The following is a 13,502-nucleotide window of genomic DNA, read 5'->3' on the forward strand; positions in this document are numbered from 1 at the left end:
GACGCACGGAGAGGCCGCCGGCAGGCCATGGCACACCGGCTGCGCTCCGCGGCGGCGCTGCCACGGGGCGTGCATGTTGCGGGGGACAGTAGCGACCGGCTCCGCTCAGCGGAAGCCCTCGTCCAGAATCCGGGCGTTCGTGAGGCCTTGATCCACGTTCGGGGTGTCCTCCGCTCCGACGTGCGGCTTTGGAGGACAAGACGAACTATGTCCGTAGCCCGCTCGTACGCCCCCTATACACCCCTGTACGCCCCGTCCGTCGGCCCCGCCTGGTACGCCCCGCTAGCGCATCCGGGTCGCCCACTCCTGGACCTTCTTGATCCGCTCCCGGATCTGACCCGCGGTCGCCTCCGCGCTCGGCGGACCGCCGCAGACGCGGCGCAGCTCGGTGTGGATGACGCCGTGCGGCTTGCCGCTCTGGTGGACGTAGGCGCCGACCATCGTGTTGAGCTGCTTGCGCAGCTCAAGGAGCTCCTTGTGGGAGACGACCGGCCGCCGCTCGGCCGGAAGCTCCAGCAGGTCGGCCTCGGAGTCGGGCCTCTTGCGGCTGTGCGCGATCTGCCGGGCCTGGCGCTTCTGGAGGAGCAGCTGCACCTGGTCGGGTTCGAGGAGGCCGGGGATGCCGAGGTAGTCCTGCTCCTCCTCGCTGCCCGGGTGGGCCTGCATGCCGAACTCGGCGCCGTCGTAGAGGACCCGGTCGAAGACGGCGTCGGACTCCAGCGCCTCGAAGGGCAGCATGTCCTGCTCGCCGGTGTCCTCGTCCTGCTGCTTCTCGGCCTCCGCCATCTCCTTCTCGGACTCGGCGTACGGGTCCTCCTCGCCGTCCTTCTTGGGACGGTCGAGGACGTGGTCGCGCTCGACCTCCATCTCGTTGGCGAATCCGAGGAGATTCGGAATCGTCGGAAGGAACACGGAGGCGGTCTCGCCGCGCCTGCGGGATCGTACGAAACGGCCGACGGCCTGGGCGAAGAAGAGCGGGGTGGAGATGGTGGTGGCGTAGACGCCGACGGCGAGGCGGGGCACGTCGACGCCCTCGGACACCATGCGGACAGCGACCATCCAGCGGTCGTCGTTCTCGCTGAACTCGTCGATCCGCTTGGAGGCGCCGACGTCGTCGGAGAGGACGACGGTGGCCTTGGTGCCGGTGATCTCCCGGATCAGCTTGGCGTAGGCGCGGGCCGAGTCCTGGTCGCTGGCGATCACCAGACCGCCGGCGTCCGGGATGCCCTTCCGGACCTCCGTCAGCCGCTGGTCGGCGGCGCGCAGCACGTTGGGCATCCAGTCGCCGCGCGGGTCGAGGGCGGTGCGCCAGGCCTGGGAGATGGCGTCCTTGGTCATCGGCTCGCCGAGCCGGGCGGCGACCTCGTCACCGGCCTTGGTGCGCCAGCGCATGTTGCCGCTGTAGGAGAGGAAGATGACGGGCCGGACGACGCCGTCGCCGAGGGCGTTGCCGTAGCCGTAGGTGTAGTCGGCGGAGGAGCGCCGGATGCCGTCGTTGCCCTCTTCGTACGTGACGAAGGGGATGGGGTTCGTGTCGGACCGGAAGGGCGTACCGGTCAGCGCGAGCCGCCGGGTGGCCGGGTCGAACGCCTCCAGGCAGGCCTCGCCCCAGGACTTGGAGTCACCGGCGTGGTGGATCTCGTCGAGGATGACGAGGGTCTTGCGCTGCTCGCAGCGGTTGCGGTGCAGCATGGGCCGTACGCCGACACCGGCGTACGTGACGGCGACGCCTTGGTACTCCTTGCTGAGCGGTCCGGCGCTGTAGTCGGGGTCGAGCTTGATCCCGATCCGCGCGGCCGCGGCGGCCCACTGCTTCTTGAGGTGCTCGGTGGGCGCGACGACGGTGACCTGCTGCACGACGTGGTGGTGCAGCAGCCAGGAGGCGAGGGTCAGCGCGAAGGTGGTCTTTCCGGCGCCGGGGGTCGCCACCGCGAGGAAGTCGCGCGGCTGTTCCTGGATGTACTTCTCCATGGCGCCCTGCTGCCAGGCACGCAGCTTGTTGGCGGTGCCCCAGGGGGCCCGGCCGGGGAAGGCGGGTGAGAGGTGATGGGAGGCGGTAGTAGTCACGGTCTCCGGTTCACGGGCTCGGGTACACGGGATGTCCGTACGACAACCGGGCCACCTTACCGGCGGCCCGGTCCCCGTCCCGGCCGCGCGACGCGGTGACCTCGCGGAGTGCGACGGGCGTCACAGTGCCCGCAGTCGCTCCGCGATCCGCGCCGGGTCCGCCTCGGCCCCGGACGCCACGTCGATGACCAGGTCGTACGCGGTGTCCTGGTCCGCGTCGGCGAGGTCGACGTCGTTGACGGCGAGGAACGTGGCCGTGGCGAGCCAGGCCGTGCGTTTATTGCCGTCGATGAGGGGGTGGTTGCCCGCGAGGGCCTGGAGCAGCACGGCGGCCTGTTCGTACAGGTCGTCGTGGGCGAGTGTGCCGAACATTCGTGCCCGCGGGCGGTGCACGGCTGATTCCAGCAGCCCCGGCGCGCGTACCTCCACGGCCTGGCCCTGGCAGGCGATCCGTGCGAGCTCGGTGACCTCGACGAGCGTGAGGTGCCGAACCCCGTCCGTGTCCGTGCTCACTGGCCCAGCCTCCGCAGGAGTGCGGCATGGCGCAGCGCCAGGCGCTTTCCCTCGTGCAGGGTGAGGACGCGGTCCGTGCGCAGCCGGCCGGTGACGGCCTCGTGGGCCCACTGCTCGGGGGTGCGCCCGGTGGCGTCGGCGAGGTCGGTGAGTTCGGCCCACTCGGCGTCCGAGAGGCGGAGGGTCAGCTCGTTCACCTGACGGAGCGTAAGGGGCGCGAGGGCGCGTGGTCAGCCGGTTTTCGCCGGGGCCGCCGGGTCGTTCGGCGTCCTCGGGGGCTCCAGCCGCGTCGCGACCCACGCCCCGGCCAGCGCCACCGCGGCCATCGGCAGGAACACCGCCGCGAAGGCGGCCGGGTGGGAGGCCGAGGAGGCGGTGGACGTCGCGTGGGCCATCGCGCCGCCGCCGAGGGCCGCGAAGGCCGCGCCGCCGGTGGCGAGGAGGATGACGTTGGAGAGGCCGTCGGAGATCTGCAGGGCGGCGGAGTTCGCACCGGCCGCGTCGGGCGCCGAGAGCGTCAGCAGCAGGACGCTGGTCGAGGCGATCACCAGGCCCATGCCGAGGGAACCGAAGGTCCAGGCGACCGCGACCGTCCAGGCCGGCACCGCGGGGATCAGCACGCTCGGCGCGGCCGCGATGGCCGCGGCGACCAGGACCATGCCGAGCACCATCAGCCGCTGCCGGTGCGGCTCCGCCCACGGCCGGGCCTGGATGTACGAGCCGAGGGCCCAGCTGGCCCCGCCGACGGCCAGCGACATCCCGGCGAGGGTCGGACTGAGGCCGCGCTCGGTGACCAGCATCAGCGGCACGAAGGACTCGGCCGCGATGAACGACCCCGCCGCGATCCCGCGCAGCAGCACCACGGACGGCAGTCCGCGCGCCGCCCGGTAGGTGCCGCGCGGCAGCAGCCCGAGTACGGACGGCACGAGCAGCGCCACGCCCGCCACGGCCGGGAAGAGGGAGAGCCAGCGCAGCTCCTGCCCCGCGTACTGGAGCAGCCCCGCGCCGAGCGAGATCCCGAACGCCAGCCGGATCCGCCGCCGGTCGAACGCGGCCTTCGGCGCGTGCGGGTCGGCGGGTCCCGAGGCGGTGCGCCGGATCGCGGGCAGCGCGAGGGCGAGCGGCAGGACGACGAGGGCCGGGATGCCGACGAACACCCAGCGCCAGCCGAGGTGTTCGGTGAGGGTGCCGGCGGCGAGCGGGCCGACGACCGAGGGGATGACCCAGCTCGCGGCGAACGCGGCCATGATGGCGGGCCGCAGCGCCTCGGCGTAGGCGCGGCTGACGACGACGTACAGCGCGACGATCACGAGACCACCGCCGAGGCCCTGCACGGCCCGGCCTGCGATGAACAGCCACATCGTGCCCGCCGTGCCGGACAGCAGCAGTCCGGCGGCGAAGGCGGACATCCCGGCGGTGAGCGGGGCGAGCGGCCCGCTCCGGTCGGACCACTGTCCGGACAGGACCATCGCGAAGAGGCTGGTGGTGAAGTACGCGGAGAAGGCGAAGGCGTAGAGGGGAACGCCGTTCAGCTCGCGTGCGGCGACGGGCATGGCCGTGCCGACGGCGGTGGCCTCGAAGGCGATCAGCAGGACGACGGAGACGGTGCCGACGGAGAGCGCCCGGTGGGCCCGGTCGAGCACGCTGCCGCCGCCTTGTCCGGGGGCGGCGGGGAGGGGGGTCGGGGAGGTCTGGGGGACCTGGGGGGCCGGTATGTCGGTGTCCGGTGGTTCAAGGGCGCTCATGAGCCCAGAGTAAGGGGCGTTACTGGTTTTGGACCCTGTCACGGGGCCGGGCCGCGGTGCGCCTTTGGTCGTACGACCATGAACGCGGCGTGGCAGCGGCATGGCAGTCGTGTTGCGGCGCGGGCGCCGCTCTTGAGGCCCTGCGGCGGCCGCCCGTACGGTCGTTGATGTCGCCACACACACGGCCGTGTGCCCGAGTGGTTCAGGGGCTCGCCTGCAAAGCGAGTTACGTCGGTTCGATTCCGATCACGGCCTCTACTGCCCTGAACAGGGATAACGAAAAGGCGGCATCCCAGATGGGATGCCGCCTTTTCGTTCATCACCGATTGAACGGGGTTCCGGTTGCGGGCCGGGAGGCGCTGTAGGAATGTGGTGAGTGAAGCGCCTGGGGGCTGCCGAATCAGCTGGTCAAAGCACGGCAGCTCTACCCTGGCCCGGTTCACGGACGACCCCGCGAAACCTGGCGATCTCCGAGCCAGGCCTGTCGTATCGACGATCAGGGTCGGCCTCCACAGAACTAGCCTCCACAGAACTACTCGTACCCCACGAGCAGGTGGTCCCATGTCTACACGCACGTCCCGCATGTCCCGCATCTCCGGCAGGTCTCGTGCTCTCGTGAGCATGGCCCCCGTCGTCATCGCTGCGTTGGTCGGAAGCCTCCTGACAGCCGGTCAGGCCTCGGCAGTGCCCCCAGTCGGTACGGTGGCCTTCAACGGCAAAGTGACCTGCAAGGAGGCATTCCCGGCCCCCAACAACTCAGTTCCCACTCGGGTATCGCTGGACAGTGGTGAGGACGATGCGTCGGGTCCCACCAACAACCCGACCAACCGCAGGGCGACGTTCGGCCCTGTCAGCCTCGACGCCCCGTTGGACTCGTCGTTCAGTCTCACGGTCGATGTCACGTGTAAGGCACCGGGGAAGAAGGCCCAAACGTTCAGCAGGACTATCCCGCTGGACAACCTCACCGAAGGCGATACGGTCGCGCTGAACATCAAGTAGGCGCCCACGCCACATACCGCGCACCGCCCCGTGAGGCCAACGGCCTCACGGGGCGGTGCGTCTCCCCGCGACCCCGGCCGTCCGGCGCGGGCAGCGGCAGCGGCGTGAGCGGTGAGCGGCACCCTCAACCAAGCCAGCACCCGGCCACCGCGACTCAGAGGCGCTAGTCCCCGTCAGAGAGTCGCGCCACCAGTGCAGATGATGGGGTTGATCCCGAAAGAGCCTTGCGGCCCGGTATTGCTGCTGAAGCCACCGGCGCGAATCGTGCCTTCTATGCGCCCTGTCCTACTACTCAGAATGGCAGCCTTGACGGGCAGATTGTTTACGTATGAGGCGATACCAAGCGGAAAGTTCTCATTCCACCTGGTGTCACACACCTTGGTGCTGGCCAAGGTCGCGGTGAGATATCGGTAGCTGGTCCCCTTGTAGAGACACAGCTTTCCGGCCGGGCAGCCCCCCACAGCCGCTGCCGGCTGCGCGGTACCCACCAAACCCCCCATGGCCAAGGCCAGGGCTGACACAGTGGTTGCGATGTTCCTGCGTAGTTTCATGCGACTGTCCCCACTCGAGCTACAAGATCGTCTCGCAACGATAGCCACGATCTTGTTACCCGCGCTGATCACCAGGGCCTCGACCCTCGCCTTCTCCCTGCTTGGCCGCCCGTCCCCGGCCCGGGACGAGGAACCGGGTCACCGACTGAGGCCGTGAACCGGCTCAGGGATTCGGCTTGAACGTCGAGTCCCAGGGCTTGATCAGGTCGAAGCCGCCCTCCTCCTTCGACGTCGGCACGCACGCCGCGTACTGCGTCACGAAGAGCGGCCGCCCCTCCGCGGGCCAGTGCAGGTCGACCTGGTCGCCGCTGCGCGGCTCCTTGAGGCGGAGGTTCACGCTGCCGCCCCGGCCGATGTCGTTCGCCTTCCAGCCGTCCGCCACCAGCTTGGTCCTCACGCGCCCGGCCGCCGCACGCGCTTCCGCGCCGGTCACCGGGTCGAGCTGCCAACTCTGCTGCATGCTGACGCCGTTCAGCTCCTCCTTGAGGCGCCACCGCATGCCGAAGCAGCCCTCCGACGACATGGAGACCTGGCCGGGGTCGGTGCGGCCCGGCAGCCCCAGCTCGTCGTACAGCCACTGGGCCCGCTCGTCGAGCCGGTGCGCGCTCGCGGTCAGCCGCTCGGCGGGGCCGGGGCCCCGGTCGCCGGCGGACGGGCGGGCCAAGGCGTACACCCCCGCCGCGGCCACGAGCCCCAGGCAGACCGCACTCGCCAGGACCACTCGGGTCGTCGTCTTCATGATCGCGACGCTAAGGCGCCAACAGTGGACGCCGACAGCGTCGGACAGCTCAGTCCCCGCTGAGTACACGCACTCAGCACGGCTCCGCTCTCTAACGGGTCCGCCGCCCACCCGCCGGGGCCACTCTGGGACATGAGTAGGCTCCTGTTGCTCTGGTGACAGCTGAGGGGGATTCGTAGATGGAACGGCCACGCCCGGACGGCGCCCCTACCCCTGCCCCTGTTCCTGCCGCTGCCCCTGGCGCACGACAGATCGGCCCGTACCACCTCATCACCCGACTCGACCCGCCGGGCGGCCACGTCCCCTGCCGTCGTTTCATCGCTCGCAGCGCCGACGGCGACCGTACGGTCCTGGTCAACTCCCCGCTGCCGGGCGCCGACCCCGGCCGCTTCGCCATCGAGGCGGAGGCGGGCCGGCGTCTCATGGGCCCCTGGGTCGCACCCGTGGCGGAGGTGGCCGCGGCCGGGGAGGCACCCTGGTACGCCGTCCCGTACCTGCCCGCCCTCCCCCTGCCGGTCGCCCTCGCCGTGCACGGCTCCCCGCTGCCCGAGCGGACCGTACGCGCGCTGGGCGCCGCCCTCGCCGAGACGCTGCAGGCCGCGCACGCCCAGGGTCTGACGCACGCGGGCCTCTCCCCCGCCGCCGTGCTGATCACCGGCGACGGGCCGCGGCTGAGCTGCTTCGGTGCCGTACGGGCCGCGGCGCCGGACGGTGAGCAGCGGGCGGGGCTCCCGGGCCTGGAGCCGGGCGGCCTCGCCCCCGAGCAGGTCTCGGGCGGCCGCCCGCGCCCGCCCGGCGACGTCTACGCGCTGGGCGCGGTCCTCGCGTACGCCGCCACCGGGCACACTGTGCCCGAGCGGGACGAACTCCCGGCCGCCCTGCGCCCGTTGATCTCCGCCTGTCTGAGCCGGGACCCGGCCGGCCGGCCCTCCGCGGCCGACGCCCTGGCCGAGCTGGCGCCCCCGGCCCCGCACGCCACCGTGCTCAGCTCGGCCGGGTCCTTGATGACCCCGGGCTGGCTCCCCGGCCGGATCGTCGCCGCCCTCGCCCGCCAGTCGGCCGAGGTCCTGGCCGCCGAACTCCGCCTCCCCGCACTCGCGCAGGTCCCCCCACTCGCGCAGATCCCCCAACCTCCACAGGCCCCCCAGCCCGTGCAGGCCCCCCAGCCCGCGCACACCCCCCACATCCCGCAGACCTGGAACTGAAGGCCATGCTGTCCCCCCTGACCCACGACGACCCGCCCGGCTTCGGCGCGTACCGCCTGATCGCCCGGCTGGGCAGCGGCGGCATGGGCACGGTCTATCTGGCCCGCGGGGCCACCGGCCGTACCGTCGCGCTGAAGACCATGCACGCCCGGATCGCCACCGATCCCGCCTTCCGTACCCGCTTCCGGCTGGAGACCGACGCGGCCCGGATCATCGGCGGCCAGCACGGCGCCGCGGTCATCGACGCCGACCCGCAGGCCGAGACCCCGTGGCTGGCGACCGAGTACGTCCTCGGCCCGCCGCTCGACGACGCGGTCGAGCTGTGCGGCCCGCTGCCCGAGACGTCGGTACGGGCCCTGGGCGCCGCGCTCGCCGGGGCGCTGGCCCAGCTCCACTCCTCGGACGTGGTCCACCGTGACCTCAAGCCGTCGAACGTGATGGTGACGGCGTACGGGCCGAAGGTCATCGACTTCGGTATCGCGCGGGCCGCCGGGGACACCCATCTGACCCGCACGGGCGCGGCCGCGGGCACCCCCGCCTTCATGTCCCCGGAGCAGGCCACCGGCCAGGAGCACACCCCGGCCGGTGACGTCTTCGCCCTGGCGGGTGTGCTGGTCTTCGCGGCGACCGGCCACGGCCCGTTCGGCGGCGGGCAGGCGGCCGACCTGCTCTACCGCGTCCGCTACAGCGAGCCGGAGCTGTCGGACGTCCCGCCGTCCCTGGTCCCCGTCCTGACCCGCTGCCTCGCCAAGGACCCGGCCGAGCGTCCCACCACGGCCCAGCTCGCGGCCGAACTCCACGACGGGCACGGCGACTTCGCCGACCATCTGCCCGATCCGCTGCTCGGGGAGATCGCCCGCCGGGCGACCGAGGTCTGGCAGTACCAGCCCTACCGCCTCCCGGCCCCCGCGGACTCCGCCCTTGCCCCGACCACCCCGGACGCCCCCGCCGTCTCCCGCCGCCGGCTGCTGGCGGTCGGCGGCGGGTCCGCCCTTGGTGTCGCGGCGGCCGCGTTCGGGACCTGGACGTGGGCGGTGCGTGAGCGCGGGGGCGGCAAGAAGCACGCCGCCGGGCCCTCGACCTCCCCCTCCCCCACCGAGTCGGCGGAGCCGAAGCCCGCCTACACCTGGCAGATCGCGGTCGGCCAGCCGAGCAGCATCGACCTCACCCCGGCCCTCGCGTCGGTGCCGTTCCCTGTCGGCGACCAGGTCGTTCTCGCCATCGGCAACGGCTTCGCCGGTGTTCACGCCGCCACCGGCGTGGCGCGCTGGACCACGGGCGAGGTGGAGCCGAATTGGCAGGTGACCTCCGACGGCACGGAGGTCTACCGGGTCGGTGAGCTGAAGGAGTCCATCGGCGACAAGGGCAAGCCCTGGCCGCTGCTGATCGAGTCGCTCGACCTGACCACCGGCCAGGCGAAGCGGCGGGTGCCGCTGATCGGCGAGTACAACGGCGTCGTCTACGAGATCCAGCTGATCTGCGCGAGCGGCGGCGTCATCTACGCCGCCGCACCGGGCAAGGAACGCGACAAGGAGATGGCCTACTTCGACTACGCCCAGTCGTGGTGGCTGACCGCCATCGACGCCCGCACGGGCAAGGTCCGCTGGAAGCACTCCCTGCCGCGCCGCCCGGACAAGTCCGACCGGCTGCACTTCCTCGCGGGGCGGGTCGTCGGCGACCGGCTCGTCCTGCTCCAGGAGACCAACAAGGGCGAGGTCCGGGTCGTCGCCCGTAACGCCCGTACGGGCGCGGCGATCTGGGACAAGCCGTTCGCCGGCATCAAGCCGGAGCAGATCCGCGAGCGGCTCACCACCGACGAGCGGCACGTGTACCTGGGCTCCGGCACCCTGCGCGCGCTGCGCCTGAGCGACGGCGGCGAGGCCTGGAAGGTCCCGGGCCGGGTCGTCGGCCCGCCGGCGGTCAAGAACGGTGTGGTGTACGCGGTGCAGAAGAGCCTCGGCATCGTCGCCGTCGACGCGGCGACCGGCAAGGTCCGCTGGCAGGAGAAGGGCACGCAGGGCGCCCGGACCGATCTCGTGGAGCGCCCGGTCGTCGGCACGAAGTACGTCTACGCCCGCGACCCTTCGGGCCTGCGCGCCGTCGACGTCGGCACGCACACGACCGCCAAGGTCTACGCGACCGCCGGCACCCGCTTCTGCGCCCATGAGAAGGCCGGACAGGTGATCTCGTACGGCAACCGTCTGCTCGCCGCGTTCCCCCTCCAGTAGTCCGCTCCACCCCTCACCGGGAAGGCATCTCCCCGCATGGACCCCCTCGGCACCGGCGATCCGCTCCGGCTCGGCCCGTACCGCCTCCTCGGCGTGCTCGGCGAAGGCGGCATGGGCAAGGTCTACTTCGCCCAGGACGGCACCGGCAGCCCTGCCGCCGTGAAGGTGCTCCGTCCCGAGCTGGCCCACGACCGGCATCTCGCCCAGCGGTTCGTCCGCGAGGCGCAGATGGCCCAGGCCGTCACCAGCAAGGGCGTGGCGCGGGTGCTCGGCGCGCAGACCGAGGGCGGGCGGCTGTGGATCGCCTGCGAGTTCCTGGCCGGTCCGACACTGGACGAGGCGATACAGGCGTACGGTCCGATGGACGAGGCGACCCTCCGCGTCCTCGCCTCCGCCCTGGCCCGCACGCTCCAGGACATCCACACCGCCGGGCTGATCCACCGCGATCTGAAGCCCGCCAACATCGTGCTGACGTCGTCGGGGCCGCGCGTCATCGACTTCGGCATCGCCCGCCCCGAGCACGGTCTGACGCTCACCACCACCGGCCAGATCCCGGTCACCCCCGGCTACGGCGCCCCCGAGCAGGTCCTCGGACAGCGCGTCGGGCCGCCGTCGGACGTGTTCTCGCTCGGCGCGGTCCTCGTCTACGCGGCCGGTGGGCGCCGGGCCTTCGACGGGGCGCATGTGGCGGCCGTGCAGTACGAGGTCGTGCACGGCACCCCCGATCTGAGCCAGGTCCCGTCGCATCTGCACGCGCTGATCGGGCCCTGCCTGGCCAAGGACGCCGCCGCCCGCCCGACCCCGGCCCTGGTCGCCGAGGCGTTCGTCCCGCCGAAGGGCGCCGAACGCGCCTGGCGGCAGGGCGTCTTGGCCGCCGACATCAAGACCCGCGAGTCGACCGTCCAGCAGATCACGGTCGTTCCGAAGAGCGGCGGTGTCTCTCGTCGCCGCCTGATCGGGGCCCTGGTGGCGGGCGGCGGCGTGCTGGCCGCCGGTGGCGGCGGGACGGCGTGGTGGCTGCTGAAGGACGGCGGCACGGGCCTGGGCGGCACCGCGAAGCCGGGGCCGTTCGACATCCCCCCGGCGGTCACGACCCCCGAGGCGCGCATCCTCGACCCGAACAAGGGGGAGGTCACCGTCGGCATCGACGCCCCCGATCTCAATCCGCTGTGGCAGGTGAACGGGATCGCCGAGGACTCGCCGCCGCCGAAGCCCATCCGGGACGTCATCATCCTTGGCGCGCGGGGCGGCGGGCTCGCCGCGCTCAGCGTCGTCGACGGCAAGGAACGCTGGAAAGCCACGGACGTGGACGCCACCGGCCGCTTCCTCTCCCTCGACGACCAACTGGTCGCCGCCGTCGGCAAGAACGGCGCGCTGCTGACCTTCGTGGCCTCCACCGGCGAACCCAAGTGGACCGCGCCGGACGCGGAGGCCCGGTCCGTCCTGGCCGCCGACGACGAGGCCGTCTACGTCGTCACCAAGGCCGGCAAGCTGCGTTCGATCGGCCGCAAGGACGCCAAGATCCGCTGGACCGCGGCCAGCCCGGTCAAGCTGGACACGGAGATCCGCCCCCGCGGCGCCGCCTCGCTCGGCCGACTGGTCCTGTGCGCCCAGAGCGGCACGATCCTCGCCGTCGACACCCGCGACGGCCGCAAGGCCTGGACGTTCGAATCGGGGGCGAAGGTCCTCTTCGCACCCGTCATCAACGGCGACCGGGTCTTCTTCGGCGGCAAGCACCTCACCTCACGGCGCCTCACCGACGGCAAGGAGATCTGGACGACCAAGCCCAGCAAGGACGCCTGGGGCAAGCCCGAGGCCTGGTCGGCGCCGACCGTGGTGGACGGCGCCGTCTACGCGATGTGCGGCGTCTTCGTCCAACGCGTACGGCGCACGGACGGCGCCCTGCTGTGGGAGTCCGGGTCGGCCATCGGCGACCCCCAGAGCCCGGTGCTGCTCCAGGGCACGCACGCGTGGATCCTGGACGACTGGCCGGAGGTCATCATGCTGTCGCTGGAGGGCGGCAGATCGATGCTGAACTACCGCCCGAAGGGCGACGTCACGGGCTTCAACGCCGACGGCAACCGCGTCTTCGTGATGACGAAGGACGGGCTGACGGCGCTTCCGGTGGTGTGACGGGCGCGGGGCGGTCCGGGCCCGGGGCCCGGGCCGCGTTCTGCCCGAGAAGTGCGACGCCGGGCGTGGCTGCCTAGGCGCTTCGCCGCCGCGCCCGGACGAGCGGCACGGCCACGGCGGCGCCGATGAGCACGACCGCGGCGACGCCGAGCCCGATCCAGAGGCCGGTCTTCCCGCCACTCTCGTTGGCGTCGGCGACCGGCGCGGAGGAAGCCTTGTCGGTGTCGCTGCCGGTGGATGCAGGAGAAGAGGCTTGCGGGGAGGGCGACTTGGACTCGGCTGCGGCGAGGTCGGGCAGCGGGTAGACATCCGCCGGCCCGGGGTCCCCGGGCGACTTCAGCGCCCGCAGGGGGCGCAGGGCGCCGTATCCGATGAAGTCGCTGCGCTTCTCACCGGTGGTGGACCCACTGACGGTGTTGAGCATGACCTTGAGGACCTGGTTGTTGGTCCAGTCGGGATGCTTGGACCAGATGAGCGCGGCGGTGGCGGAGGCGAGGGCGGTGGCGTCACTGGTACCACCGGTCTCACAGAGCCCGGTCTTGCCGCCACAGGCGTGGACCATCTTGTCGCCGGGGGCGACGACGTCGACCTGCGGTCCCGTCTGGGACATCTTGATCTTCTTGAGGTTCTTGTCAATGGCTCCGACACCTACGACGCCGGGGGTGGCGGCGGGGTACTCAAGCCCGTTGCCGAGATGACCGGAGTTTCCCACGGCGGCAAAGACCAAAGACCCCTTGGCCAAGGCATACTTCACGGCGTCGGAGAGTTGTTGCGAGCCCTCCTTAGCGCCCAGGGAGATGTTGATGACCTTGGCGCCTGCATCCGCCGCGAAACGGATGGCGACGGGGGCCGTCTTGTTGAAACGGATGTCGCCGTCCTTCTGGCTGCCGGTCTTACCGGACCTCGGCATGCGAATCGGAAGGATCTTGGCCCCCGGGGCCAGGCCGAACGCGCCGTCTCCCCCGCCGCTCTTCCCCGTGCCCGCGATCAGCCCAGCCATCCCGGTTCCATGACTGGAGTAGTCGGTCTGCTCGTCTCCTGGCTCGTTGGGCTCCAGGTTCTTCCCCTTGAGCACGCGTCCTGCCAGGTCGGGGTTGTACTTGTCCACACCGCTGTCGATGACAGCGACCGTCACACCCTCGCCCGTGCTGAGCTTCCAGATCTTCTCGGCTCCCATGGCGTCGAGATGCCACTGCTTGGAGCGGATCGTCTCGGCGTGCGCCGGCACGGATGCGATGCCTAGCAGCAGCATCCCCAGAGCGGTCGAGACAACGGCCCGACCACGAACCGAACGAATACTGCTGGTACGCATCTACTTCCTC

At 71.6% G+C, this 13,502-nt stretch carries 10 protein-coding genes and 1 tRNA gene; 5 read left to right on the top strand and 6 right to left on the bottom strand.

The genetic code is table 11. From position 1 onward, the window contains the following. Positions 1-282: 282 nt before the first annotated feature. The 4 genes from ACZ7LT_RS05810 to ACZ7LT_RS05825 all read right to left on the bottom strand — a co-directional run bounded on the left by ACZ7LT_RS05810 (position 283) and on the right by ACZ7LT_RS05825 (position 4,325). Positions 283-2,067 (bottom strand): DEAD/DEAH box helicase, encoded by a 1,785-nt coding sequence (locus ACZ7LT_RS05810; protein WP_078513299.1) that lies wholly within the window; start codon positions 2,065-2,067, stop codon positions 283-285. A 120-nt stretch (positions 2,068-2,187) separates the two neighbouring features. Beyond that, a complete protein-coding gene (locus ACZ7LT_RS05815; RefSeq protein ID WP_471234685.1) occupies positions 2,188-2,580 on the bottom strand; it encodes a type II toxin-antitoxin system death-on-curing family toxin in 393 nt (130 codons plus the stop codon). Then, on the bottom strand, positions 2,577-2,777 hold the full coding sequence (locus ACZ7LT_RS05820; protein ID WP_471234686.1) for a hypothetical protein: 201 nt from the start codon (positions 2,775-2,777) through the stop codon (positions 2,577-2,579). Before ACZ7LT_RS05820 ends, ACZ7LT_RS05815 begins: the two co-directional genes overlap by 4 nt. Before the next feature lie 33 nt (positions 2,778-2,810). Further along, entirely contained in the window at positions 2,811-4,325 is a 1,515-nt protein-coding gene (locus ACZ7LT_RS05825; protein WP_471234687.1) for an MFS transporter, read from the bottom strand. A 183-nt stretch (positions 4,326-4,508) separates the two neighbouring features. On the opposite strand from ACZ7LT_RS05825, the gene ACZ7LT_RS05830 reads away from it, so the two are divergent. Continuing rightward, positions 4,509-4,580: transfer RNA gene (locus tag ACZ7LT_RS05830), tRNA-Cys, on the top strand. 366 nt (positions 4,581-4,946) lie between these two features. After that, positions 4,947-5,324 (top strand): hypothetical protein, encoded by a 378-nt coding sequence (locus ACZ7LT_RS05835; protein ID WP_471234688.1) that lies wholly within the window; start codon positions 4,947-4,949, stop codon positions 5,322-5,324. Between the two features lie 714 nt (positions 5,325-6,038). On the opposite strand, the gene ACZ7LT_RS05840 is transcribed toward ACZ7LT_RS05835, so the two are convergent. After that, positions 6,039-6,614, bottom strand: coding sequence for a hypothetical protein (locus ACZ7LT_RS05840; RefSeq protein ID WP_471234689.1), 576 nt, complete (start codon positions 6,612-6,614; stop codon positions 6,039-6,041). A gap of 179 nt (positions 6,615-6,793) precedes the next feature. Here ACZ7LT_RS05840 and ACZ7LT_RS05845 point away from each other — a divergent pair, with 179 nt between their 5' ends. Genes ACZ7LT_RS05845 through ACZ7LT_RS05855 form a run of 3 tightly spaced genes read left to right on the top strand, consistent with a single transcriptional unit; the run spans position 6,794 to position 12,180 of the window. Beyond that, positions 6,794-7,819, top strand: coding sequence for a protein kinase family protein (locus ACZ7LT_RS05845; protein ID WP_471234690.1), 1,026 nt, complete (start codon positions 6,794-6,796; stop codon positions 7,817-7,819). Positions 7,820-7,824: 5 nt separating this feature from the next. Continuing rightward, a complete protein-coding gene (locus ACZ7LT_RS05850) occupies positions 7,825-10,047 on the top strand; it encodes a protein kinase domain-containing protein (protein ID WP_471234691.1) in 2,223 nt (740 codons plus the stop codon). Between the two features lie 36 nt (positions 10,048-10,083). Continuing rightward, complete coding sequence (locus tag ACZ7LT_RS05855; RefSeq protein ID WP_471234692.1) at positions 10,084-12,180, top strand: protein kinase domain-containing protein; 2,097 nt, start codon at positions 10,084-10,086, stop codon at positions 12,178-12,180. 73 nt (positions 12,181-12,253) lie between these two features. On the opposite strand, the gene mycP is transcribed toward ACZ7LT_RS05855, so the two are convergent. After that, positions 12,254-13,432, bottom strand: coding sequence for a type VII secretion-associated serine protease mycosin (gene mycP / locus ACZ7LT_RS05860; protein WP_471234693.1), 1,179 nt, complete (start codon positions 13,430-13,432; stop codon positions 12,254-12,256). Between the last annotated feature and the right edge of the window lie 70 nt (positions 13,433-13,502).

The sequence above is a fragment of the Streptomyces sp. NPDC039465 genome (assembly GCF_055639315.1).